The following is a 24,300-nucleotide window of genomic DNA, read 5'->3' on the forward strand; positions in this document are numbered from 1 at the left end:
GGAGGAATGCCCCTCCCGCCCGGCCGGGGCGGGGGCGGGGTGGGCCGTTCAGCCGGCGAGTTCGGCCAGGCGGTGTGCGGTGTCGGCGAGTTCGGGCCGGCGGTGGCGCTGGGCCACCAGCCGGCCGCGCAGGCCGCGCAGTTCGTGGCCGACCAGCGCGGGCAGGCCGGGGGTGGCGCCCTCCAGAGCCGGCCCGAGCAGCGAGACGGCGGCCTGGGGGTCGTGGGCGCAGAGGTGGCAGTCGGCGACCCGGACGGTGAACAGCAGCCGGGTGGCGGGGAGTTGGGCCGGGCCGAGCAGGCGCAGCGCCGTCCGGGCGGCGTCCAGGGCGCGCTGGGCGAGCCGCGGGTCGCCGACGGCGGCGGCGACGTCGCGCAGGGCGGCGGCGGCCCCGGACTCCACCCGCAGGTGCATCGAGGCGATGGAGAGCCAGGGCGCGTCGGACTCGTCGCGCTCGCCGATGTGGTCGAGGTGCAGCCGGGCGCGGGCGATGTGCCGGACGGTCTCCCGGACGTCGCCCGCGAGGCCGTGCGCGCGGGCCTGGCCGACCTGGGACATGGCGCCGGCCCAGTGCCGGCCGGGGGCGGCACGGCCGATCTCGCGGGCGTAGCCGAGGGCGGCGGCGGCGTCGCCGTCCAGGCGGGCGAGGGTGCTCATGTCGCTGAGCGCGGCGACCTGGGTGGCGGGGTCGTCGGCCAGTTCGGACCAGCCGAGCGCGCGGTCGAAGCAGGCCATCGCGGTGGCGTTGCGGCCGTGCTGCATGCGCAGCGCCCCGGCCGCGTGCGCGTACTCGGCGGCGAGCAGGGCGAGCGGGCGGCGGCGGTCGGCGGGGGTGCCGGGCAGCCGGCCGAGGACGGCGTGCAGGGTGCGTTCGACGGCGGCGGCGAGGCCTGGGTGCGGGCGGTCCTCGCCGGAGCGCAGGTGGGCGGCGAGCAGCCCGGTGAGGGCGTGCGCGGTGTCGGCGTCCAGGGGCGGCGGGGCGGCGGGGTCGGCGGCGCAGAAGGCGGCGTGCAGTTCGGCGATGTCGGCGGCGTCGGGGACGGCGCAGCCGGCGGCGCCGTGCAGCGGGCAGAGCAGGCCGTAGTCGGGGAGCCGGCCCGGCGGACGGCCGGGCGGGAGGGGCGGCAGCGGCGCCGCCGGCGGGGGGCCGCCGGGCAGCGGCGGGCGGAAGAGGCCGGACGGGATGGCCGCGGCGGGCGGCGGGGGCTGGGCGGCCCGCTGTTCGGCATCCTCGGCCCGGTCGCAGGCGGTACGCAACTCGCCTCCGGCGGCAAGCAGTTCGTCAAGCCGGTCGGCGATCCTCGGCGTGACCCTGCGGATGCCGTGTTCGAGTTTGCTGACGGCGGTGTGGTCGTAGCCGATCTCGGCACCGAGCTGGGCCTGGGTGAGGCCGGCGCGTCGGCGCCAGTGGCGCAGCCGGGCGCCGAAGGCCCGCCAGAGGTCGGCGGCGGACGCCGCGGACGGCGCGTCTGCGCGGTTCCGGTGCACGGGCTTCCTCCCCCGAGTCCTCCCCGCCCTTCGCGGTCTTCCGACTCTGAGGACGGTACTCGACGAGCGCCCGATCCGTACATGAGGTGGTCTCAACCTCTTCCTTAAGGTGGTCTCAACCTCTGTGCGGGATCGAAGACTTGACAGAACTTGCCAACCCCTCTGAACTGCTGCGACTTCCGTTGACCCGAACATGACGGTGTGTGAGGGTTCCGGTCACCCGAGCGCGGACGGCCCGCACGGCCGCCCCCCGATGCGGCCTGCGGTGCGGCACTGGCACGTCGTCCGCGGTCGAGGACCCCCACGTTCGAGGAGCCTCGATGCAACACAGACTGACAGCAGGGAGGCTGCTGACCGCAGCCACCACCCTGACCGTTCTGGCCGGAATGCTCGCCGCCACCAGCGCCGGGCAGGCCGCCGCCGACCCCGGTCCGGCCGCCGCTCCACCGAGCGCACTGGCCGCGGCCGTCTCCGCCGCCGACCAGGCCGCCGCGGCAGGCCTGGACGCCCTGGCCAAGGGCCCGGGCGAGACCTACGAGCGCACCGCGGTGACCCCGTGGCTCGGCGGTCTGTACTCGGTCGCGTACGAGCGCAGTTACCACGGCCTGCCGGTGGTCGGCGGCGACGCCGTCGTCATAGCCGACGGCCAGGGCCGGGTGCGCGGCCTCCAGTCGGCCGCCTCCGGGCCGGTCGGCGGCTCCACCACTCCCGTGGTGAGCGCCGCCGACGCCGAGAAGACCGCCCGGACCAGGCTCGCGACCGTGGACGGCGTCGAGTCGCGCCGTCTGGTCGTCCGGGTCAAGGACGGCATCGGACGGCTCTCCTGGGAGACCGTGCTCACCGGCCGGACCGCCACCGCCCCCAGCCGGCTGCACGTCTTCGTGGACGCCCGCACCGGCGAGGTCGTCGACAGCTACGACGACGTCCGGGCCGGCACCGCCAACAGCAAGTGGAACGGCCCCGCCCCGGTCACCATCAGCACCACCAACTCCGGTGGCTCGTACTCGCTGCGCGACCCCGGCCGGCCCGGGCTCAGCTGCGCCGACTACAGCACCGGCCAGGTGTTCAGCAAGTCCAGCGACTCCTGGGGCACCGGCAACCCGACCAGCAAGGAGACCGGCTGCGCCGACGTCATGTTCGCGGCGCAGAAGGAATGGGACATGCTCCGCGACTGGCTGGGCCGCAACGGCCACAACGGCAACGGCGGCAGCTGGCCGGTCAAGGTCGGCCTGAACGACGTCAACGCCTACTGGGACGGCTCCTCGGTCTCGATCGGCCACAACAACGCCAACGAGTGGATCGCCGCGATCGACGTGGTCGGCCACGAGTTCGGCCACGGCCTCGACCAGTACACGCCCGGCGGCGCCAACAACGAGTCCGGCCTGGGCGAGGCGACCGGCGACATCATGGGCGCCCTCACCGAGGCGTACGCCAACGAGCCGGCCCCGTACGACACTCCGGACTACACCGTCGGCGAGATGATCAACCTGGTCGGCAACGGGCCGATCCGGAACATGTACAACCCCTCGCTGGTCGGCAACAACCCGAACTGCTACTCCTCCTCGATCCCGAACACCGAGGAGCACGCCGCGGCCGGCCCGCTGAACCACTGGTTCTACCTGCTCGCCGAGGGCTCCAACCCGGGCGGCGGCAAGCCGACCAGCCCGACCTGCAACAACTCCTCGGTGACCGGCGTCGGCATCCGGGACGCCGGGCGGATCTTCTACGGCGGCATGCTGCTCAAGACCAGCGGCATGACGTACAAGCGGTACCGCACCGCGACCCTGACCGCGGCCAAGAGCCTCGACCCGAGCTGCACCTTCTTCAACCGGGCCAAGGCCGCCTGGGACGCGGTCGGCGTGCCCGCGCAGACCGGTGACCCGACCTGCACGACCAACGGCACCAACGACTTCTCGCTGGCCCTCGGCCCGGCCTCCGGTTCCGTCCAGCCCGGCGCCTCGACCAGCTCGACGGTCACCACGGCCGTGACCCAGGGCACCGCGCAGACGGTCAACCTGACCGCCTCGGGCGCACCCAGCGGCGTCACCGTCTCCTTCAACCCGTCCTCGGTGCAGGCGGGTTCGTCCGCCACGATGACCGTCTCGACGTCCGCCGCGGTGCCCGCCGGCACGTACACCATCACGGTGACCGGCACCGGGAGCGCCACCCACACCGCGCAGTACACGCTGACGGTCGGCGGCGGCAACCCCGGCGGCAACGCGCCCGACATCGACGTGGCCAAGGTGCAGGCGCACCTGACCCAGCTGAACACCATCGCCTCGCAGAACGGCGGCAACCGGCGGGCCGGCAGCGCCGGGCACTCCCAGTCGCTCGCCTACATCAAGGGCAAGCTCCAGGCGGCCGGCTACACCGTCAGCGAGCAGACCTGCACCTCCTGCACCTACACCTCCAACAACCTGATCGCCGACTGGCCTGGCGGCCCGGCCGACCAGGTGACCATGTTCGGCGCCCACCTGGACAGCGTGGCGGCCGGGCCCGGCATCAACGACAACGGCTCCGGTTCGGCCGTGCTGCTGGAGAACGCGCTGGTCCTGGCGCAGCAGAACCCGAGCCTGACCCGGCACGTCCGGTTCGCCTGGTGGACCGGTGAGGAGCAGGGCCTCCAGGGCTCCCAGTCCTACGTCGGCCAGCTGAGCTCGGCCCAGCGCGCCGCGATCAAGGGCTACTACAACTTCGACATGGTCGGCTCGCCCAACGCCGGCTACTTCATCAACAACATCGGCTCCACCACCTCCGCGCCGATGAAGGCGTACTGGGACTCGCTGAACCTCCAGCCGGAGGAGAACGTCGAGGGCCAGGGCCGCTCGGACGACTACTCGTTCCAGCAGGCCGGCATCCCCACCTCCGGCTACGCGGCCGGCGCCAGCGCCGTCAAGACCTCGGCCCAGGCGGCGAAGTGGGGCGGCACGGCCAACCGGGCCTACGACTCCTGCTACCACCAGTCCTGCGACACCACCGGCAACATCGACGCCACCGTCCTCAACCGCAGCGCGGACGGCGTCGCGTACACCGTGTGGAAGACCTCGGTCGGCGGCACCGTGCCGACCAACGACTTCTCCGTCGCGGTGAACCCGGCGACCGGCAACGCCACCCCGGGCGGCTCCACCACCGCGACCGTGTCCACCGCCACCACCGCCGGTTCGGCCCAGACGGTGAACCTCACCGCCTCGGGCGCGCCGGCCGGCGTCACGGTCTCGTTCAGCCCGTCCTCGGTGCAGTCCGGCTCGTCCGCGACCATGACGGTCTCGGTCGGCGCCTCGGCCGCCGCCGGCACGTACAGCATCACGGTGACCGGCACCGGCTCGGTCGCCCACAGCACCACCTACTCGCTGGTCGTCGGCACCGATCCCGGTAACCCGGGCGGTACCTGGGCCGCGGGCACCACCTACCAGGCGGGCGACGTCGTGACCTACGGCGGGGTGAGCTACCGATGCCTCCAGGGCCACCAGGCCCAGGTCGGCTGGGAGCCGCCCATCGTCCCGGCCCTGTGGCAGCGTCTCTGACACAGAGGGGGTCCGTGCCGCGGTTCGTCGAGGGGGACGAACCGCGGCACGGCCGCGTTCACACCGGCCCGGCCGCCCGTCGGCGGCGGGCCCGTCACTCCCCCGGCCGGGGCCTGGAACCCGGACCCGGCCGTGACTCCGGCTCCGGTTCCTTTCCCGGCCTCGTTCCCGGCCCAGGGCCGGGCCCCGCCGTCGGCTCCGGGGGGCCGCCCCGCCTGTGCCGGGACAGCAGCAGCGGCAGCGCCGAGACCACCACCAGAACCAGGACCACCGGCAGCAGATAGTCGCCCACCTGCGGGAAGGACGCGCCCAGCGCGAAGCCTGCCAGGACCGTGCCCTGGGTCCAGAGCAGCCCGCCCACCACCTGCCAGAGCACGAACGTGCGGGTCGGCACCCGCAGCGCGCCGGCCAGCGGCCCGAGCACGGAGCGCACCATCGGCAGGAACCGCCCGAGCACGATCGCCCGGCGCCGCCCGTAGCGGTGCAGCAGGTCCTCCGAGCGGTCCACCGCGGTCCTGAGCCGGGGGCCCCGGCCGCGCGCGGTGAGCGCCCGGCCCCCGTGCCGCCCGAGCACGAACCCCAGCTGGGTACCGGCCACCGAGCCGACCGCCGCGCAGAGCAGCACCTGCCAGAGGGTGAGGTAGGGGCCGTGGTGCTCGGCCGCCGTGGGCGCCGAGGCGCAGAGCACCCCGGCCGGGAAGAGCAGCGTGTCACCGGGGACGAGGAAACCGACCACCGGCACCCCCGCCTCGACGAAGGTCACCACCAGGACCGCCAGCGCGCCGTAGGCGGCGAGCAGCGAGGACCCGCTGGTCACATCGAGCGCGAAGGCCATCCGTCACCCCAGCCGGTGCGGCCGGACCACCGGTCTGCGTGGCCCTCCGGCCACTTTAGGGCTTGTCCGACAATTCCCGCCACGCGCACGCGAATCGTCGGACAGGTCCTGGTGCGTCCGGGAACGGCGCACGTGGCCCGGCGAGCGGCGGGCGGGCGGGGCCGGTTGACTACCGCGGCCCGGACGCCTAAGTTCACCGTACTTTAGATCATCTCTTGAACTATTGTTCAGTGATGGTGGGCTCGGCTGTGGGAGGTCCATCAGTGACTCGGCAGGCAGTGGTCGGCATCGACGCCGGCACCACCGCGGTCAAGGCTGTCGTCCTGGCGCGAAGCGGCGAACAACTCGGCTGGTCACGCGTGCCCCTGCGGGTCGCGCGCCACGGCGACCGGGTGGAGCAGGACATGGACGAGGTGTGGTCCGCCGTCCGTACCACCGTGCGGGAGTCCGTCCGGCAGGCCGGCGAGGGTGTGGAGATCGTCGCGGTGGGGGTGACCGGGCAGGGCGACGGCGCGTGGCTGGTGGACGCGGCCGGCCACCCGTGCGGGCCGGCCGTGATCTGGATGGACGGCAGGGCCGCCGGCCGGGTCGCCCGGTGGGAACGGGACGGCCGCGCCGCGCTGGTGCGCCGGAGCACCGGCTCCGCCCTGTTCCCCGGCGCCCTGCCGGTCCTGCTCGAACAGCTGGCGGAGGAGCGCCCCGAGCAGGTCGAACGGGCCGCACACCAGCTGAACTGCAAGGACTGGATCCGCTTCCGGCTGACGGGTGAGGTGGCCACCGACGCCTCCGAGGCGTCGCGCACCTATCTGGACGTGGCCACCGGCGCGTACTCCGACGAGCTGATCGACGGGCTCGGCCACCAGCGCTTCCGGAGGCTGCTCGCGCCCGTCCGACCGCCGCAGGCCGCGGCGGGCACGGTCAGCGCCGAGGCCGCCGACGCCACCGGCCTTCCGGTCGGCGTCCCCGTGGCGGCCGGCCTGGTCGACAGCGCCGCCGCGGGCGTCGGCCTGGGGGCCGTCCGGCCCCGGGACGCCTACCTCATCGTGGGGACCACGGCCTTCGCCGGGACGATCCACCAGGACAGCGGGGGCTGCCGCGCCGAGGGCCGGATCACGCTGGCGACCGGCTTCGGCCGCCAGGTCATCGAATGCCTCGCCCCCATGACGGGCGCGCCGAACCTCGACTGGGTCCGTACGGTGACCGGGCTGGAGACCAGCGACTGGGCGGAGGTGGAGCGTCTCGCACGGGCGGCCGGCCCCGGCGCGGGCGGTGTCCTCTACCTCCCCTACGGTTCGCCCAGCGGTGAGCGCGCCCCGTTCGTCGACAGGGCGGCGTCCGCCTCCTGGCTGGGCATGAGCGTACGGACCACGCCGGGGCAGCTGCTGCGAGCCGTCTACGAGGGGATCGCCTTCACGCTGCGCGAGTGCCTCGGGGAGCCCGTCCGGGGGCGGGCGCTGCGGATCGCGGGCGGGTCGGCCTCGTCGGACCTGTTCTGCCAGGTGCTCGCCGACGTCACCGGACAGCCGGTGGAGCGTTCCACCGAGCCCGAGCTGGGAGCACGCGGAGTGGCCGCGCTGGCCATGGTGGCCGGCGGCCTCGCCGACGACCTCGACGCGGCACTCGCCGCCCTGGCCTGCCCGGCCGCCACGTTCCGGCCCGAGCCCACGCTGCGGGACCTGTACGACCGCCAGGCACGCACGTTCGCCGCCGCCCGGGACGCCCTGCGCCCGGTCTGGCCCGCGCTGCGGGAGCTGCGCTCCCCCACGCCCACGTCCTCAGCCACCCCTGCCCCCTCAGCGTCGGCGGTCCGCGCCGACGGAATGGAGACCTCGTGACCAACGCGTCGCCCCGTATGCGGCTGCTCATCACCGCGCCCTTCGATCCGGCGGCCGCCGAACGGCTGACCGACCTGTTCGACGTCGAGACCGTGGAGCCGTCCATGGCGGGCGACTCCCTCGCCAGGCCGGAGCTCGCCGAACGGCTCGCGGCGGCGGACGCCGTGGTCTGCGAGGTGGACAAGCTCGACGAGGCCGCCCTGGCGGCGGCACCCGCGTTGAAGTTCGTCGTCTCCTGCCGGGCCAACCCCGTCAACGTCGACCTGCCCGCCTGCACCCGGCGCGGCATACCGGTCGCCGCGACCCCGGCCCGCAACGCCGAGATCACCGCCGATCTCGCCTTCACGCTGATCCTGTCCACCGTCCGGCACACCGGCGAGGCCGAGCGCTGGATGCGGGAGGGCAACTGGAAGGCCGACGACCTGTTCGAGCCCTACGTCCGCTTCCGCGGCATCGGCCTGGGCGGGCGGACCCTGGGCATCCTCGGCGGCGGCGCGATCGGGCGCCGGGTGATGCGCCGGGCGCTGGCCTTCGGCATGAAGGTCCTGGTCCACGACCCCTTCCTGGCGCAGGGCGCCTTCGGGGACGACGCGGAGGTGGTCGCCCTCGACGACCTCATGAGCCGCTCCGACGTCGTCACCGTGCACGTGCCCCTCAACGCCTCGACGGTGGGCCTGATCGGCAGCGAGCAGATCGCCCTGATGCGCCCCGACGCCTATTTCGTCAACGCCGGCCGCGCGGCCGTCGTGGACGAGGCCGCGCTGATGACGGCCCTGCGGGAGAAGCGGATCGCCGGGGCGGGCCTCGACGTGTTCTGGAACGAGCCGCCGGACGCCGACTGCGAGCTCTTCCGGCTCGACAACGTCACGCTCACCCCGCACATCGGCGGCGCGTCCGACGACGTCGTCACCGAGCACTCCCGGATCGCCGAGCAGGCCCTGCGCGCCTGGGCCACGGGCGGGCAGCCCGCCGCCGTGGCGAACGCGCGGGAACTCGCCTCCTCCTGACCGGCCCTCCGGCGAAGGCCGCCGACCGTCCACCGGTCGGCGGCCTTCGCCGTGCCCTTCACCGTGCCCTTCACCGGGCTCGCCGTGCCGTCGGTGCCCCGGCGGTGGGCCCGCGTCGGTCCGGCGGCGGAACGCCCCGTGGGCGGGCACCTCCTGCGTCAGGGGGTGCCCGCCCACGGGGCGTCGAGGTCAGCCGGTCACGCGTGGTGCAGGGCGGCCAGCTCCTCGGCCGGGAAACCGGCGGTGGTGTTGCCCAGGGTCAGTGCCCGGTACGTCGCGGTGGCGGCCTCCTCCAGGTTCATCGCACGCCGGAAGGCCATCCCGATGTCCTCGCCGAGCGACGAGCAGCCGTGGTGCGAGAGGACCATGCAGTCGTGCTGCCGCGCCTGCTCGGCCGCGACGTCGGCCAGCTCGTCCGACCCGTTCGGGTAGTACGGCACGGTGCCGACGGAGCGGACGTAGTAGGCGTGGTCGAGGCTGATCAGCCGGATCGGCTCCCCGAGCGCGTCCAGCAGGACCGCGTGCTGGGGGTGCAGGTGCACCACGCAGTTCACGTCCGGCCGCACCTGGTAGGTGCGCTGGTGCAGCTTCCACTCGCTGGAGGGCCGGGCCGCACCCGCCGTCCGCTCCCCGGCCAGGGTCATGACGGAGAAGTCGGCCTCCTCCAGCCGGTCCAGCCACGTCCCCGCCCCGGTGACCACGAACTCGTCGCCGCCGGGCAGGCGCGCCGACAGGTTGCCCCCGCTGGCGAGGACCAGCCCGCGCTCCACGACGAGCCGGCCGACCTCGGCCAGCCGCTCGCACAGGTCCTCACGGGTATGAACTGGCTTCACATCATGTCCTTTCCTATGACCGCTCGTACGACCGCTCGGGGCCGCACGAAAGTGCTCGCAAAGGTGCTCGCGAGGGTGCTCACGAAGACGCTTCGGCGGAGGCGGGCGCACCGGCCGGGGCGTCGGCCCCGGCGGCCGCCAGCAGGCCCTCGGCCGTACTGCTGTCCGTCACCAGCACGTTGATCAGCCCCTGGCTCAGCGCGACCCGGAGGGCCTGCAGCTTGGCGGCGCCGCGCGCCACACCGATCCGCACCGGCACCGCCCGCAGCTGCGCCAGGCTGAGACCGATGAGCCGGTCGTCCACCTCGCACGGGACGGCGGCGCCGTTCGCGTCGAAGAACCGGCCCGAGATGTCCCCCACCGCGCCCCGGCCGCGCGTGGCGGCCAGGTCCGACGCGCTCAGGTTCTCCACGAGCAGGCCGGTCCTCCCGCCGATCCCCGCGACCAGCACATCGGCCGAGACGGCCCGCTCCAGCGTCTCCTGGACGGCCGGGTCCTCCCGCCACACCTGGGCCGCCTGCGGAGTGCGCGCCAGCAGGGGGGCGGGCAGGTGGTAGGCGTACCCGCCCGCGCCGGCGGCGAAGGCGAGGGCCAGCTCGTGGGAGCTGGCCGCGCGGGAGATTCCGCCGCCGCTCCCGGTGAGCGGGACGAAGTTCACGTCCCGGGCCGCTCCCGGCCGCAGGTGCCTGGGGATGGTGGCGACGGACGCCGACAGTCCGACGGCGACGGTCGCCCGGTCCTCCAGGAGGGCGCTGACGCACTCGGCGGCCACCGCCCCCAGGGAGTGGGCGGCGCGGGCCTCGTCCTCGAAGGTCGGCCCCACCCACGCCTGGCGCAGCGGGTAGGCGCGCCCCAGGGCCGACTCCAGCCCCACGAACAGGTGGTCGTCGCTGTGCACCGTGATCTCGACGATGCCCACCCGGCGGGCCTCCGCCAGGAGCCGGGTGACCTTGATGCGGGAGAGTCCGCAGAGATCGGCGATCTCCTGATGGGTCAGGCCGTGCTCGTAGTACAACCGCGCGATCTTGCCCAGCGGTGGCTGCCTGTGATCATTTGTTCGCTCCATTGATCCTCCGTTCAGATCCTGCCCTCAGTCCGGCCGACGGTCAAGAGGGCGGCGAACAGGGGGCGGGCACCACGCCGACCAGCGAAAGAGAGCCCGCCGATGCCTTGACAGCGGGAGGGGTGGAGCTCATATTACATGCACTTTGGTTCGAGTTTTGATCAAATGTTCACGCGCTCGTCACGTGCCCCGGAGGACACATGACCCCCACCTCTCACACCGCGGCCGACACCGCCGCGGCCCGCCCCGGACTCCTCGAAAGACAGGGGATCGTCCGCCCGCTCGCCTTCGGCTACCTCGCCGTCATGCTGTTCATGGTCGGCGACGGCATCGAGTCCGGCTTCCTCTCCCCCTACCTGGAGTCCCGGGGGCTCTCCGGCAGCGAGGTCGCCCTGCTGTGGACGGTGTACGGCCTCGTCGTCGCCGTCGCCGCCTGGCTCTCCGGCGCCCTCGCCGAGGCATGGGGGCCCCGCAAGGTCATGCTGCTGGGCCTCGGCATCTGGGCCGTCTTCGAAGTGCTCTTCCTGAGTGTCGGCGTGGCCGCCGGAAACTACCCGCTCATGCTCCTCACCTTCGGCATCCGCGGACTCGGCTACCCGTTCTTCGCCTACGGCTTCCTGGTGTGGATCGCCCTGGAAACGCCGGAGGACAAGCTCAGCCGCGCCGTCAGCTGGTACTGGTTCGCCTCCACCACCGGCCTCGGCGTCATCAGCTCCTACTTCGCCGGCGCGGTCATCCCCGCCATCGGCGAGATGGCCACCCTCTGGCTCTCGCTGGCCTTCGTCGGCGCCGGCGGCGCCATGGTCGTCTTCCTCGTCCGCGCCCGCGCCGCCGCACCGGCGGCGGCCTCGACGAAGGAGTCGCTGACCAGGATGCTCAGCGCGCTGACCATCGTCAGGACGCACCCCCGGGTGGGCATCGGCGGTGTCGTCCGGCTGATCAACACCCTGTCCTTCTACGCCTTCGTGGTGTTCCTGACCACCCACATGACCCGCGACGTCGGCTTCTCCACGGCCCAGTGGCAGACCATCTGGGGCACCATGCTGCTGGCCAACGTCGCGGCCAACCTCCTCTCCGGCTACGTCGCGGACTGGATCGGCGGCATCAACACCATCGCCTGGGGCGGCGGACTCGGCTGCTTCGTGACGGTGCTCGCGCTCTACTACGTCCCGCAGGCGACCGGCCCCAACTTCGGTGTCACCATCAGCATCGCGATCGTCTACGGGCTGGCCCTCGGGGCGTTCGTGCCGCTGTCCGCGATCATGCCGATGCTCGCCCCCCGCCACGTCGCGAGCGCGGTCGCCATCCTCAACCTCGGCGCCGGGCTCAGCCAGTTCGCCGGCTCGGCCGTCGCGGCCCTGGTCGGCCCGATCGGCGCCGGCGGCACCGTCTGGGTGCTCGCCTGCATCTACCTGGTCGGCCTCGTCCTCACCTTCTTCCTCAAGGAACCGAAGGCCGGAGCCGGTAACCACCCCGCCCCGGAAGCCGCACCCGCACCGCTGTCGGCGGCCGCCGACAGGTAGCCGCGAGACCCCTGCGGCCGGACCCGCCGGGCACCGCCGGGCCGGTCCCCGGGCCGCAGGGCCACGGCCGGGGGCCGGCCGGCATAGAGTCGGTCCGCCGAACCGACGGTCCGTCAGGCGGGGTTCTCCGGAACTCCGGCGGGCGGCCCGGTCCGGCGGACCGCCAGGCGGACCGGCCGCCGGCCGGAGGAGGAGAAGCCCGTGGACACGGAACCGCAGCGCACCCCGGCCGCACCGCCCGTCCCCGAGCTGGCGGCCGAGGCCGTCGAGCAGTGGCGCGCGGAGGAGGCCGAACTGGTCGAGCTGCTGGCCCGGACCCGGCAACGGCTCGGCGGCGTCTCGGCGTTCCGGCTCGGACCGGCACCCACCGTCCTGGTCACCGACCCGCACGCGGTCCAGCACGTGCTCGGCCGCCACCCGGACCGGTACGTCAAACGCTCCCACCGCGCCCGGATGCTGGTCGGCGACGGCGTCCTCTCCGCCACCGGCGACGCCTGGAAGCGTCAACGACGGCTGCTGCAGTCGCAGTTCACCGGGCCCGGGATGCGCCGCTACGAGCAGCGGATCGCCGGCGCCGCCCGCCGCACCGCCGACCGCTGGTCCGGGTACGCGCGCACCGGCGGGCCCCTCGACGTGGGCGAGGAGATGCGGCGCTTCGCCCTGGACACCATCTGGCGCGCGCTCACCGGCCACCCCCTGGACGACCACGCCGAGCGTGAACTCGCCTCCGTGGCCACGGTGGTGGCCGCGCTGCCGACCCTGCCCGCCGACGGCGCCGACGCCCGGGACGCCGTCGCCGCCGACCTCGCCAGGATCGACGCCGTCGCCCAGCAGGCCATCGACACCGCCCGCCGCGCGCCGGCCGGGCCCGACGGCCCCGGTGTGCTGCGCGTCCTGCTCGACGCCGGTGCCGAGCACCCCGAGTACACCGACCGGCTGATCCGGGACGAGCTGGTCACCCTGCTGGTCGCCGGGCACGAGACCACCGCCACCACGCTGACCTGGCTCTTCCTCCTCCTCGACCGGCACCCCGAGGCCCGCGCCCGGGCGCTGGAGGCGGGCGCCGAGGGCTCGCCCGAGCGCCGGGAGGCCGTCCAGGCCCTGGTCAGCGAGACGCTCAGGCTGTACCCGTCGGCCTGGCTGCTCCCCCGGCACGCCGTCGAGGACGACACCCTGGCGGGCCACCGCATCGCGGCCGGCACCGACGTCCTGGTCTGTCCGTACCTGACCCACCGCGACCCCGGTCTCTGGCCGGACCCGGAGCACTTCGACCCCGGCCGTTTCACCACCCCCGGCCGGCGCCCCGCCCGGCCGGGCGCCTATCTGCCGTTCGGCCTCGGGGCCCGCGCCTGCCTGGGCGCCCAGTTCGCCCTCCGCGAGACCACCGCGCTGCTCGAACTCCTGCTGCCCCGGCACACCCCGCGCTTCCGGCACACGCCCACGGGCGCGGCCTACAGCATCACCGTCCGCCCCGACGGGCCCACCCCGGCCACGCTGGGGGCTGTGAGGTAGCTCTCATTGAGAGCTAAAATGATGGTGTGACGTACCCGGAACCGCCCGGATCAACCGGACCAAGCGGACCACCCGGACCACCCGGACTCTCCCGAGTCGCCGACGGGCAGGGCTTCACCGGTGAGCTCGGTGATCTGCTGGCCGGTGTCCAACGGCTGATGCGACGGCGACTGCGGCGCGGACTGACCACGCCGAGGCTGCGCGGCGCACAGGTGGAACTGCTGCGACTGGTCGCCGGCAGCCCCGGGATCAGGGTGTCCGCGGCGGCCAGGGAGCTCTGCCTCGCGGGCAATTCGGTCTCCACCCTGGTCAACCAGCTGGTCCGGGCCGGGCTGCTGACCCGGGAGGCCGACCCGGAGGACGGCCGGGCGGTCCACCTCGCCGTCACCGCCGAGGCCACCGCCCGGCTGGGCGCCTGGGACGCCCGCCGCCGGGCGCTGCTGGAGGAGCGGGTGGCGCTGCTCCCCGAGGCCGACCGGGAGGCCCTGCACGCGGCACTGCCCGCGCTGCGCAGGCTCGCGGACGGGCTGCGAACGGACGGGCTGCGGACGAACGGGCTGTGAACGGAAGGAGACCCACCATGACCACCGGTCCGGGTACCGCCGAGGCCGCTGTCTCCTGCATCGGGGTGGAGTACGCCTTCGGCGCCACCCGCGCGCTGGACCGGTTCGATCTGGAGGTCGGAACCGGCGAGGTGTTCGGCCTCCTCGGCCCGAACGGCGCCGGGAAGACCACCGCGATCCGCGCCATCACCACCCTGCTGCCGGTCCGGCCGGGCATGATCCGTGTCCTCGGGCACGACTGCGCCCGCGAACCGATGGCCGTCCGCCGCCAGCTCGGCTACGTACCCCAGCAGTTGTCCGCCGATGCGGCGATCACAGGCCGGGAGAACGTCGAACTGTTCGCCCGGGTCTACGACGTCCGGCGCCGCGAGCGGGCCGCCCGGGTCGCCGAGGCACTCGCCGCGGTCGACCTGACGGAGGCGGCCGACCGGCTGGCGGGCACCTACTCGGGCGGCATGGTCCGCCGGCTGGAGCTGGCCCAGGCGCTGGTCAGCGCGCCCCGGCTGCTCATCCTGGACGAGCCCACGATCGGCCTCGACCCGATCGCCAGGGACAGCGTCTGGGACCGCATCCACCAGGTACGGACCGCCGCCGGGATGACCGTCCTGGTCACCACCCACTACATGGAGGAGGCCGACGAGCACTGCGACCGGATCGGCCTGATGCACCGCGGCCGGGTCCGGGCCGTCGGCACCCCGGACGAGCTGCGCGCCGGGCTGGCCCGGGCGGGCGGGCGTCTGCCGTCCCTGGAGGACGTGTTCCGTCACTACGCCGGCAGCGGTCTGGGCGACGCCGCCGGAGAGGGAGGCGAGTTCCGCGATGTCCGACGCACCCGCACCACCGCGTCCCGGGTCGGCTGACCCGGCCGAGGCCACCGACGCGGCCACCGGACGGCTGCATCTGCTGCTCACCCCGCCGCAGGCCCGGCCGGCCTGGCGGGTGGTGCCGGCCCGGATGCTGGCGCTCTGCGCGGTGGAGCTGCAGAAGCTCCGCCACGACCGCACCGAGCTGTACACCCGGGCCGTCCAGCCCGCCCTCTGGCTGCTGATCTTCGGTGAGACCTTCACCCGGATCCGGGCCGTGCCCACCGGCGGCATCCCCTATCTCGACTTCCTCGCGCCCGGGATCATCGCGCAGTCCGCGATGTTCATCGCGATCTTCTACGGCATCATGATCATCTGGGAGCGGGACGCCGGGGTGCTCACCAAACTGCTGGTCACCCCCACGCCCCGGGCCGCCCTGGTCACCGGCAAGGCCTTCGCCGCCGGGGTGAAGGCGCTGGTGCAGGCGGTGGTCGTGGTGGTGATCGCGGCCCTGCTCGGCGTCTCGATGACCTGGAACCCGCTGCGGCTGGCCGGGGTGGCGCTCGCCGTGGTGCTCGGGTCCGCGTTCTTCGCCTGCCTCTCGGTCTCGGTGGCCGGGATCGTGCTCACCCGGGACCGTCTGATGGGCATCGGGCAGGCCATCACCATGCCGCTGTTCTTCGCCTCCAACGCCCTCTACCCCGTCGCCGTCATGCCCGGCTGGCTGCGGGCCGTCAGCCGGGTCAACCCGCTCAGCTACGAGGTGGACGCGCTGCGCGGCCTGCTGGTCGGGACGCCCTCGCACCTCGGGCTGGACTTCGGCGTGCTCACGTTCGCGGCACTCGTCGGCATCGCCACCGCCTCCGCGCTGCTCGGACGCCTCGCCCGCTGAGCACCCGGGACCCGCTGAGTACCCGGGAGGAGTGCCGGCCCGGTCTTCGAGGCATTCATGCGCCTCACCGAGGCGGGCGCCCGGCCGGCCACCGTCCTCGCCGAACGCGCGGCGGGCCAGGGGCACCTGGCCGCCCGCGGGATCACCGAGGTCGTCCGCCCCGACGACGTACGCTGACGTCCGACTCCCCCGTGACCCACCACCCTCAGTAACGCAACGGAGCCCGCTGCCATGCACGATGACCGCACCCTGGTCGAGTCCCGCCTCAAGAGCGTCCTGGAGGGGCGCATCCGCCCGGCGGTGCACCCCGAGTCCGTCCCGCTGGAGGTCGGCGTCTGGACGACGCGCTGGTGGTCAGCGCCGTCAAGCCGGCCGACGACCGCAGCGGCGACCTGATCGTCCGGGTCCACGAGGCGAACGGCGGCCGCGCCCGGGGCCGGCTGACCACCTCGTTCCCGCCGGCCGGGGCGGTGCCCTGCGACCTGCTGGAGCGGCCGTGGGACGGCACCCGCGGCGAGGTCACCATGACGGACGGCGGCATCGAGCTGGGCCTGCGTCCCTTCGAGCTGGTCACGCTGCGCCTCACCCCCGGCGGCACGGCCGCCTGACGCCGTCGCGCCGTCCGGCGTTCCCGGTTCCGTCGTACGGCGCCCCTGCCCGCGCGGCAGGGGCGCCGCCCCCGTCCCACCCCCTCCTGGAGTACCCCGCGATGACCGTCAACCCGCCCCGCCCCGCACTGTTCGCCGCCCTCGACATCGGCGGCACGAAGATCGCCGGAGCACTCGTCGACGACCGCGGGGAGCTCCGCCGACGGATCCAACTGCCCACCCCGGCCCGGGAGTCCGCCGGGCAGGTGCTCGCCGTGGTGCACCGGGTCCTGGACCACCTCGCCGGGGACGGCGACTGGGCGCGGGTGAGCGCGGTCGGCATCGGCAGCGCGGGCCCGGTGGACCTCGTGCACGGCACCGTCAGCCCGGTCAACATCCCCGGCTGGCGGGCCTTTCCGCTCACCGCCGAGGCCGCCGCCCACCCGGCCGTGGCGGCACTCGGGGTGCCGGTGGCGCTGGCCGGGGACGGTGTCGCCATGGCGGCGGCCGAGCACTGGCGGGGCGCGGCGCGCGGCGCCGACAACGCGCTCTGCCTGGTGGTCTCCACCGGCGTCGGCGCCGGGCTCGTCCTGGACGGCGCCGTCCGGCCCGGCCCCAGCGGCAACGCCGGCCACCTCGGCCACATCAGCGTCGACCTCGACGGCGACCCCTGCCCGTGCGGCTCGCGCGGCTGCCTGGAGGGCATCGCCAGCGGAACGGCGATCGCCCGGCGCGCCCTCGCCCGGGGCTGGCGCCCCTCGGGGGACGACCGCTCGGCGCGCGCCGTCGCGGCCGACGCCCTGGCCGGCGACCCGGTCGCCCTGGCCTCCTTCGACCGGGCGGCGCAGGCACTGGCCGCCGGGATCGCCGCCACCGCCGCCCTGGTGGACCTCGACCGGGTGGTCGTCGGCGGCGGCGTCGCGGCGGCCGGAGAGGCGCTGTTCGCCCCGCTCGCCCGCCATCTCGACCGGTACGCGGCGCTTCCGTACATCCGCGGCCTCGACGTCCGCCGCGCCGAACTCGGCACGGACGCCGGCCTGATCGGCGCCGCCGGGATCGCGGCCGGCCTTTCCTGACCCCGACCTCGATTCACCGCACAACTCCTGAACACGATCTGACGAATCGTCACGAGAGAACGGCGTGCCCGCCCCCACCCGACCCCCGTTCGCCTACCTCGCCAATCCGGTCCGCGATTAGAGCTTGTCTGACAGTTCCCGCCGCGCGCTGATGCGACGCGAAGTGTCAGACAAGCCCTACGCCTGGGGCTCCGTCACCGCGATCCCCGAACTCACCGGCACCGCGCCCACCGGCGCCCCGCAGGCCGAACCGTGGATGGGCGCCCACCCGTCGGCGCCGTCCTGCCTGGACGAGGGCGACGGCCCGCGCCCACTGGACCGGCTGATCGCCGAGGACCCGGAGGCCGAACTCGGGCCCGCGACGCTGGAGCGCTTCGGCCCGGAACTGCCGTTCCTCTTCAAGGTCCTGGCGGCCGAGCGGGCGCTCTCCCTCCAGGTCCACCCCACCCGTGCGCAGGCCCGGACCGGGTTCGCCGCCGAGGAGGCCCGCGGCATTCCGCTGAACGCCCCGCACCGCACCTTCAAGGACACGGGCACAAGCCCGAACTGATCTGCGACCTGGGCGACTTCGAGGCGCTCTGCGGATTCCGCCCGGCCGGGTCCACCGCCCGGCTGCTGGACGAGCCGGCCGTCCCGCTGCTCGCCCCCTGGGCCGCCGCGCTGCGCCACCGGCCCGCCGGGGAGGTGCTGCCCGCCCTGCTGCGGCACGTCCTGGACGACGTCCGCCCCGGCCCGGCCGACCTCGCCGCCGTCACCGGGGCGCTGCGGCGGGTGGCCGACGGCGGCGGCCCGTTCGCCGGGGCCTGCGCCGCGTACGCCCGGGCCGCCCAGGACTGCCCCGGCGACCCCGGCCTGGTCGCCGCGCTGCTGCTCAATCACGTCCGGCTCCGCGCCGGCCAGGCCCTCTTCCTCGACGCCGACGTGCCGCACGCCTATCTGCACGGCGTGGGCGTCGAGTTGACGGCCAACCCGGACAATGTGCCGCACTGCGGCCTCACCGCCAAGCACGTCGACCTGGACGGGCTGGTGGCGGTGACGGCCTTCCGCACCGACGAGCCGAAGGTCCTCACGGCGGCTCCGGCCGGTGCGGGGATCGAGGAGCGATTCCCCTCACCGGCCGAGGAGTTCCGGCTCTCCCGGCTGCGGCGGGGCCGGTCGGCCTATCCGCGCCCCGGCGCCGGGCCCGTCCACCTGACCGGGCCGGGCGCGGAGCTGTTCCGCGCCACCACCGGCGGCCGGAGCGGCGACGGGCCCGCCGTCGGCTGACCACCGCCGGCGCCCCGGTCGCGCGACGCGGGACCGGCCGGCCCAGGTGGGGCCAACGACCCTAGAGCGCCGGGGCGTTGCAGCGTCTGCGCGCGCGGGGGACCTGGGTGGGCGGCCCGGTCCGCGCCGCGGGCACCGGGACCCGCTGCGGCGAAGCCGCGGGCCGCAGCTCGACCGGCCGCCCTTCCGGCATGAACGCCGAGAGGAACCGCCGCTCGGACGGGCTGAGCGCACGGGAGCGACCGGACTCACGGTCCCGGGCCACCACCACGGTGCGCGCCCTCATGTAGGTCAGCGGATCGCGGCAGACGTCCACCACGACCTGCGCGGAACTGCGGCCCAGCCGCTCCACCGTCAGCCGGACCAGCAGCGGCTCCGGCCGGTGGTACAGCTGTTCGAGATAGTCGATCTCGTGCCGGGCGATCAGGAATCCGGACGGGAAAAGGTTCTCCCGGGCGGCGACGGGGTGGTGGCAGAACAGGTCGTAAATCCCCTCCTGGACATAGCCGACCAGGCGGGCATTGTTGATGTGGCCGTTCTCGTCGACGTCGCTCCACCGGGTGGGGCAGGCCAGGACATGCGCGGTGCGGGTCAGCGCGCTCACCGCTGCCTCAGCCCGGCATCGCCCTGGCCGCCGACCGCGACGGGGAGCAGCGCCCGCCGCAACCGGGCGTAGTAGACGGCGTGTTCGGACGCCATCCGGGCCACCGTCCAGCCCTCCTCGGCCGCCTCGGCGGCCGCTTCGACGACCAGGCTGTCGAGCACTCCGTCAACGGCACGGCAGAGTTCGGCGACCGCTGCCAGGCGTTCGCGGACATCGGCCCCCCGGGCACCGCCCCGGGCGGGGAACGCCGCGAGCGATTCCACAGCGAGCTGCAGATCGTCGACGGTGTCCGGCCGGAACTCGGAAAGGCAATTGCGCACAGTCTTCTCCCAAAACAACTACAGCATTGTTGGATGTGTTCGAATCCGCCGGAGTGGTTCGAAGCCCCTCGGCGGAAAGGACGCTATCCCAGCGCGGGCGGCGCTCCGCACGTTTGGGGAACTCGACGGGAAACTGACCTCTATCGGAGTATGTGCGGGGGTATAAATATCCGCGCCGCCGCCCGAATGCCGACCGGCCCGGCCCGGCCTGTCCCGCCACCCCGCGCAACGCCTCTGACCTGCGACTTCACTCCTTCTCTGCGGGCCGGACTTCCGCCTCCTCACCGATCGTCAGGACCTCTCGGGCGGCAAACAGCCAGTGTCCGTCCCCGGCACGCACGAAGCGGTCGTGATAACGGCCGACGATATAGACCCGGTGGCCGTCGTCCTCACCGGCCGGGGAGAGCCCGGTGGAACGGCTGTTCGCCGGCCGACGGCGCCCCGCACGCGACAGCCGCCGGTCACCGGCCGGTCCACCAGCGCGCCTTGTAGAGGTGCGTGCCGCGCAGCGTGCGGGTGCCGTCCGGGCGGTGCAGGGTGAGCACCGAGGTGCACCAGTCGCAGGGGCCCGCGTGGTCGGGGGCCGCGGTGAGGAGTCGGCCGGTGCCGGGTTCGTCGCCGACGCTCTTGAGGTCGCGCCCGGCCTCCTCGTCGCCGAGGCGGACCTGGTCGAACCGGTCCGTCGCCGGGTCGTACCGCCACAGGTGCGCGGCCGTGCTCACCCAGAAGCGGCCGCCGGGCGCGGAGGGTGCGGGCGTCGCGCGGACGGGCGCAGCGAGGACGGGCGCGAGGTCGTGTCCGCCGGGCTCGGGCAGCGGCGTGGTCCGGACGGCGGTGAGCACCGGTGCCGCCGCCGTGCCGCCCACCCGCAGAGCGGTCAGCACGTCGTCACCCACCGCCCAGAGCAGCCGGGTGGCCGCGTCCCAGTGGACGCCGTGGGCTCCCCCGAGCGGGTACGTCGCCCAGGTACCGCTGCGCGGGCCCTGCGAGGCGGGGTAGAGGCGGACCCACCCGCCGGTGCTGGCCGCGACGGCGACATTGCCGTCCGGCAGCAGCTCCACGCTGTGCGGATTGGCGGCTCCACCGGTATCGGTGGCCCAGTACGGCTCGCCGGTCGCGGTGTCGACGACGGCCGCCAGGCCGCCGGAGGCCGTGGTCAGCAGGAAGCGGCGCCCCTGACGGACCCGGCTCTTCGCCTCGGACGGATTCGACCAGCTGCGGGCGGGGGCCAGGTCCGCGAGCCGCGCGTCCCGGTCGGCGCTCCACGACCACACCACCGGGAGGCGGTCCGGCCCCTGGTAGGCCATCAGCTCCTCGGCGCTCTGCAGCACCAGGACCCGCCGGGACGCCTGGTCCACCACCACGACCGCCCACCCGGGCGGCGAGGCCGCCGCCGGCGCCGGCCCGCCGAGCGCCAGCGTCAACAGGCCCACCAGCGCGACACGCAGCCCTCGCACCACCGTCACCACGACCACCTTCCGCCGCCCGGCTGCCCGGCTGTCCCGGGTACCCGGCCCAGCCTGCGGCGCGGCGTCCGGGCGTGCCAGCGGGCGCGCCCGGACGGGCCCGGCTACGCGGTGCCGGGTGCCTTCTGGACCGGATGGAGCGCGACCCGCGTCGCAGGTGGCGGTGGCGAGGCCGCCGTACTTCCGGTTGCCCGTCAGGATCCGGCTGCCCACCGGAATTTTCCGAGAATGCGCCGGAATACGACCGGGGAGATACCGGAGACGAATACGCGGCACTCGTTCCGCCCGCGGGCAACCGTCCGGAATTGCCGCGACGCCGCTGCCGGTCGCCCTCGCCACCGACCTGATGCGCCGCTTCACCGCCGCCGGATAGCCGAAGGAAGGACCTGACAGCAATGCCGCTTCCGACAAACGCGGAGCACATCCTCCGTCGCGCGCTGGCACAAGCCGCCGGTACCGACCTGGATACGATCCCCGGAGACGGGCGCCTGGAGCAGGACCTCGGGATCGACAGCCCGGCCCTCGGCCGCCTGACCACCGACGCGGACATCCGCTCGCTCCTCGCGCGGCTCGACCCCCAACCGGAACGGACACCCCTGTGAGCATGCGAGAGGTCGCCCCCAAGGGGCGCGGATACCTGATCGTCAACTCCCACCCCGAGGGCTGCGCGGCGGTCGTCGACCGGATGTGGCAGGCGATCACGCCCCGCGAGGACGGCAGCGCACCCACCGTGCTGCTGCTGGGAGCCAGCGCCGGCTACGGGCTCGCCGTCCTGCTGGCCGGGCTGCGCCGGCACGGCATCCGCGGTGTCGGCGTCGCCTACGAGGCCCCGGAGACCGAGCGGCGTACCGCGTCGGCCGGCTGGTACCGCACCGCCGCCGCGGCCGCCCTCGCGGCGGAGAACGGCAACGACTTCACCTTCGTCAACGCCGACGCCTTCGGCGCCGACGCGAAGGCCTCGGTGCTGGACCTGGTCGCCGCGCAGTACGGCCCCGTCGACCACCTGGTCTACAGCCTGGCCGCACCGCGCCGCACCGACCCGCGGACCGGTACCGTCCACCACTCCGTCATCAAGCCGCTCGGCGAGGCCTACGAGGCCCCGTCGCTGGAGTTCACCGACGACATCGCGAAAGTCGGCTCGGTGAGGCTGCCGCCGGCCACCGAGGACGAGCGCGAGGCCACCACGAAGGTGATGGGCGGTGAGGACTGGGCGCTGTGGGTCGAGGCCCTGGCCGGGCGCGGCCTGCTCGCGGACGGCTTCACCACCGTGGCCCTGTCCTACGTCGGCTCCGAACTGACCGCTCCCGTGTACCGGCAGGGCACCATCGGCGCGGCCAAGGAGCATCTGGAGCAGACCGCGGCCACGCTCAACGACACGGTGCTCTCCGGCGGCACCGGCCGGGCGTTCACCGTGGTGGCCGGTGCCGCCGTCACACAGGCGTCGACCGCCATCCCCTCCATCGCCCTCTACACCTCGCTCCTGCGCGGCGTGCTGGGCGAGGACTTCCGCAGCACCGACCGGCAGGCCGTCGAACTGTGGGAGCAACTGACCGGCGCCGAACCGCTCGTCCTGGACGGGCAGGGGCGCATCCGGCTGGACGGCTGGGAGATGGACGAGGCCGTCCAGCAGCGGGTGCGGGCGCTGTGGGCCGACCCCGAGGCGGCACTGGAGGCCGACACCTCGGGGACCCGGTGGTTCCTGGAGCAGGTCCGGGCCCTGTACGGGTGGGACGTGCCCGGCGTCGACTACGGCCGGCCGGTGGAGACCACCGTGACGTGGCCCTCCGCCTGACGACAGCGTGCTGGTCGCCCCCCTCCGAGGGGGCGACCACCACGCGTCTGCCGGATCCGCACGACGGGACACGGTTCGGCAACTCACCGACCGCCACCCCGCCGGACTCGTACCGGCCTCCCTGATCCCCCGGCTCGGCGAATCCACCGGCGGGTCATGGGCGGATCATTTGCCGGACAGGCCTCAGCCGATGGTCGAGCCGGTGACGGGCTCGGAGAGGGGGACGGTCTCGCCGGCGAAGCCGGCCTTGACGAACTGCCAGGTGAGACCGTTGATGACGCCCTGGCCGAGCGGGGCGAGCTGGGCGAAGGCGGGCTGGCTGAGGTCGATGTGGGTGGAGTCGCAGGACGGACACTGGTCCTTGACCGGCACGGTGACGGTCTTGCCGTTGTAGGTCACCTTGACGGAAATGCCCTTGCAGACCGGGTCGTTGTTGGGGTTGGCGGTGGTCCACCAGGTGTGCGAGACCGCGACCAGCATCTGGGTGGCGGCGTTGATCTGGGTGCCGCAGGCACCGTAGCCGGCGTCGTTGTAGTAGGTCGCCTTGCCGGTCATCGGCTGGTTGATCGGTATCGCGGCGTTGGCCGTCCCCGCCGTCAGGGCGATCAACGCGGCGGCGGCGAGCGGGGCTCCGGCCAGGATCCTGAGGTTCTTGGCGACTCGCATGTGTTCCCTCCGGTTCGGTGCGGATGGCATGGCTGGCTGGGCAGGGGCGGTCCGCCGTTCTGCCGCTTGCGCGCAGGGTGAACAAGTAGCCTGTCGCGAACGGGAGTTCGGAGTCGTTCCGATCACCCCGAAATGGAACCTAGGCCAGGCCGACATGCAAGGTCCATACCTTTGACGTGTTGTCATGAACACAAGTCAAGAAGCTTTACGAACGCGGCCGAAGGCTGGACCATGGGTGACCGCGCGGCACGGCGGACCGTTGACAGGGCACGTTCCGCTCCCCCTGGAGGCACTATGCGCACCGCGCTCCGCACCGCCCTGACCGTCACACTCCTCGGCGCCGCCGCCCTCACCCCCGCCCTCGGCACCGCCGAGGCCGCCGACGCGGCCCCGCGGGAGGTGAACCAGGGGTACAGCATCCCGGTCGGCGCGATCACCGACCTCGGCGCCCTGCCGGTGCTCGGGCACCTCGGGACGGACTTCGCCCGGCTGCTCGGGCCGACACCTCACGAGGCGGCTCGTGAGGCGGCTCGTGAGGTGTCGGCCTAGGCCCAATGCCGGTGACTTTGTGGTCGGTGTCTCGTTGGTTGTGGTGTGGCGAGGGTGGGGCAGGTCAAGTCGCCTGCGGATGAGCGGATATCGGAC

General features: G+C 74.0%; 24 protein-coding genes and 1 pseudogene. 17 read left to right on the forward strand and 8 right to left on the reverse strand.

All coding sequences use genetic code 11. The annotated features are described in order from the left end of the window. Positions 1-48: 48 nt before the first annotated feature. Positions 49-1,488 carry a helix-turn-helix domain-containing protein gene (locus ACIO5D_RS32170; RefSeq protein WP_400799472.1) on the reverse strand — a complete coding sequence of 480 codons (1,440 nt, stop codon included), beginning with the start codon at positions 1,486-1,488 and terminating at the stop codon, positions 49-51. Positions 1,489-1,808: 320 nt separating this feature from the next. Between ACIO5D_RS32170 and ACIO5D_RS32175 the strand changes: the two genes are divergently transcribed. Then, positions 1,809-5,012 carry a M28 family peptidase gene (locus tag ACIO5D_RS32175; RefSeq protein WP_400799475.1) on the forward strand — a complete coding sequence of 1,068 codons (3,204 nt, stop codon included), beginning with the start codon at positions 1,809-1,811 and terminating at the stop codon, positions 5,010-5,012. A 94-nt stretch (positions 5,013-5,106) separates the two neighbouring features. On the opposite strand, the gene ACIO5D_RS32180 is transcribed toward ACIO5D_RS32175, so the two are convergent. Next, positions 5,107-5,847, reverse strand: coding sequence for a DedA family protein (locus ACIO5D_RS32180; RefSeq protein WP_400799478.1), 741 nt, complete (start codon positions 5,845-5,847; stop codon positions 5,107-5,109). 263 nt (positions 5,848-6,110) lie between these two features. Here ACIO5D_RS32180 and ACIO5D_RS32185 point away from each other — a divergent pair, with 263 nt between their 5' ends. Continuing rightward, entirely contained in the window at positions 6,111-7,682 is a 1,572-nt protein-coding gene (locus tag ACIO5D_RS32185) for an FGGY-family carbohydrate kinase (protein ID WP_363609382.1), read from the forward strand. Continuing rightward, positions 7,679-8,689, forward strand: coding sequence for an NAD(P)-dependent oxidoreductase (locus ACIO5D_RS32190; protein ID WP_363609380.1), 1,011 nt, complete (start codon positions 7,679-7,681; stop codon positions 8,687-8,689). The genes ACIO5D_RS32185 and ACIO5D_RS32190 overlap by 4 nt, the downstream gene beginning before the upstream one ends. A gap of 197 nt (positions 8,690-8,886) precedes the next feature. Here the strand turns inward: ACIO5D_RS32190 and ACIO5D_RS32195 are convergent, their stop codons facing one another. Together ACIO5D_RS32195 and ACIO5D_RS32200 are read right to left on the reverse strand one after the other, a co-directional pair. Then, positions 8,887-9,522 (reverse strand): class II aldolase/adducin family protein, encoded by a 636-nt coding sequence (locus tag ACIO5D_RS32195; protein ID WP_363609378.1) that lies wholly within the window; start codon positions 9,520-9,522, stop codon positions 8,887-8,889. Between the two features lie 79 nt (positions 9,523-9,601). Continuing rightward, entirely contained in the window at positions 9,602-10,588 is a 987-nt protein-coding gene (locus ACIO5D_RS32200; protein WP_400799482.1) for a sugar-binding transcriptional regulator, read from the reverse strand. A 197-nt stretch (positions 10,589-10,785) separates the two neighbouring features. On the opposite strand from ACIO5D_RS32200, the gene ACIO5D_RS32205 reads away from it, so the two are divergent. The 11 genes and pseudogenes from ACIO5D_RS32205 (at position 10,786) to ACIO5D_RS32255 (ending at position 18,807) form a co-directional block, all read left to right on the forward strand. After that, positions 10,786-12,108, forward strand: a complete 1,323-nt coding sequence (locus ACIO5D_RS32205) for an MFS transporter (protein WP_363609375.1) — start codon at positions 10,786-10,788, stop codon at positions 12,106-12,108. Positions 12,109-12,309: 201 nt separating this feature from the next. Then, a complete protein-coding gene (locus tag ACIO5D_RS32210) occupies positions 12,310-13,620 on the forward strand; it encodes a cytochrome P450 (RefSeq protein WP_400763928.1) in 1,311 nt (436 codons plus the stop codon). 158 nt (positions 13,621-13,778) lie between these two features. Beyond that, the gene (locus ACIO5D_RS32215; RefSeq protein ID WP_400799495.1) at positions 13,779-14,183 is read left to right on the forward strand and encodes a MarR family winged helix-turn-helix transcriptional regulator; all 405 of its coding nucleotides are present in this window, start codon (positions 13,779-13,781) and stop codon (positions 14,181-14,183) included. 17 nt (positions 14,184-14,200) lie between these two features. Then, the gene (locus ACIO5D_RS32220; RefSeq protein ID WP_400659576.1) at positions 14,201-15,043 is read left to right on the forward strand and encodes an ABC transporter ATP-binding protein; all 843 of its coding nucleotides are present in this window, start codon (positions 14,201-14,203) and stop codon (positions 15,041-15,043) included. Continuing rightward, the gene (locus tag ACIO5D_RS32225; protein ID WP_363609367.1) at positions 15,003-15,878 is read left to right on the forward strand and encodes an ABC transporter permease; all 876 of its coding nucleotides are present in this window, start codon (positions 15,003-15,005) and stop codon (positions 15,876-15,878) included. Before ACIO5D_RS32220 ends, ACIO5D_RS32225 begins: the two co-directional genes overlap by 41 nt. A 36-nt stretch (positions 15,879-15,914) precedes the next feature. Further along, positions 15,915-16,055 (forward strand): annotated as a pseudogene (locus ACIO5D_RS32230) (glycosyl hydrolase); the annotation flags it as partial. Between the two features lie 54 nt (positions 16,056-16,109). Next, positions 16,110-16,274: a hypothetical protein gene (locus ACIO5D_RS32235; protein ID WP_400799501.1), complete on the forward strand. Its 165-nt coding sequence runs from the start codon at positions 16,110-16,112 to the stop codon at positions 16,272-16,274. Then, positions 16,229-16,486, forward strand: a complete 258-nt coding sequence (locus ACIO5D_RS32240) for a glycosyl hydrolase-related protein (protein WP_400659578.1) — start codon at positions 16,229-16,231, stop codon at positions 16,484-16,486. Before ACIO5D_RS32235 ends, ACIO5D_RS32240 begins: the two co-directional genes overlap by 46 nt. Before the next feature lie 101 nt (positions 16,487-16,587). Then, entirely contained in the window at positions 16,588-17,541 is a 954-nt protein-coding gene (locus ACIO5D_RS32245) for an ROK family protein (RefSeq protein ID WP_400799485.1), read from the forward strand. A 163-nt stretch (positions 17,542-17,704) separates the two neighbouring features. Beyond that, complete coding sequence (locus tag ACIO5D_RS32250; protein ID WP_400799487.1) at positions 17,705-18,091, forward strand: type I phosphomannose isomerase catalytic subunit; 387 nt, start codon at positions 17,705-17,707, stop codon at positions 18,089-18,091. A 134-nt stretch (positions 18,092-18,225) separates the two neighbouring features. Beyond that, complete coding sequence (locus tag ACIO5D_RS32255) at positions 18,226-18,807, forward strand: hypothetical protein (RefSeq protein WP_400799490.1); 582 nt, start codon at positions 18,226-18,228, stop codon at positions 18,805-18,807. Between the two features lie 61 nt (positions 18,808-18,868). Here ACIO5D_RS32255 and ACIO5D_RS32260 read toward each other — a convergent pair whose 3' ends face one another. The 3 genes from ACIO5D_RS32260 to ACIO5D_RS32270 all read right to left on the reverse strand — a co-directional run bounded on the left by ACIO5D_RS32260 (position 18,869) and on the right by ACIO5D_RS32270 (position 21,197). Further along, complete coding sequence (locus ACIO5D_RS32260; protein WP_363609357.1) at positions 18,869-19,411, reverse strand: thioesterase family protein; 543 nt, start codon at positions 19,409-19,411, stop codon at positions 18,869-18,871. Further along, the gene (locus ACIO5D_RS32265) at positions 19,408-19,731 is read right to left on the reverse strand and encodes a hypothetical protein (RefSeq protein WP_363609355.1); all 324 of its coding nucleotides are present in this window, start codon (positions 19,729-19,731) and stop codon (positions 19,408-19,410) included. The genes ACIO5D_RS32260 and ACIO5D_RS32265 overlap by 4 nt, the downstream gene beginning before the upstream one ends. 461 nt (positions 19,732-20,192) lie before the next feature. Then, on the reverse strand, positions 20,193-21,197 hold the full coding sequence (locus ACIO5D_RS32270) for a DUF6528 family protein (protein WP_400763943.1): 1,005 nt from the start codon (positions 21,195-21,197) through the stop codon (positions 20,193-20,195). Between the two features lie 395 nt (positions 21,198-21,592). Between ACIO5D_RS32270 and ACIO5D_RS32275 the strand changes: the two genes are divergently transcribed. Beyond that, positions 21,593-21,799, forward strand: a complete 207-nt coding sequence (locus ACIO5D_RS32275) for a hypothetical protein (RefSeq protein ID WP_400799492.1) — start codon at positions 21,593-21,595, stop codon at positions 21,797-21,799. Positions 21,800-21,801: 2 nt separating this feature from the next. Further along, positions 21,802-22,989 (forward strand): enoyl-[acyl-carrier-protein] reductase FabV, encoded by a 1,188-nt coding sequence (locus tag ACIO5D_RS32280; RefSeq protein ID WP_400799498.1) that lies wholly within the window; start codon positions 21,802-21,804, stop codon positions 22,987-22,989. Between the two features lie 183 nt (positions 22,990-23,172). Here ACIO5D_RS32280 and ACIO5D_RS32285 read toward each other — a convergent pair whose 3' ends face one another. Further along, positions 23,173-23,655: a cysteine/serine endopeptidase inhibitor gene (locus tag ACIO5D_RS32285; protein ID WP_363615392.1), complete on the reverse strand. Its 483-nt coding sequence runs from the start codon at positions 23,653-23,655 to the stop codon at positions 23,173-23,175. Between the two features lie 294 nt (positions 23,656-23,949). On the opposite strand from ACIO5D_RS32285, the gene ACIO5D_RS32290 reads away from it, so the two are divergent. Continuing rightward, positions 23,950-24,204 carry a hypothetical protein gene (locus ACIO5D_RS32290; protein ID WP_363615390.1) on the forward strand — a complete coding sequence of 85 codons (255 nt, stop codon included), beginning with the start codon at positions 23,950-23,952 and terminating at the stop codon, positions 24,202-24,204. Positions 24,205-24,300: the final 96 nt, after the last annotated feature.

This window comes from Kitasatospora sp. NPDC087315 (genome assembly GCF_044744345.1).
In the GTDB taxonomy this organism is placed as follows: domain Bacteria; phylum Actinomycetota; class Actinomycetes; order Streptomycetales; family Streptomycetaceae; genus Kitasatospora.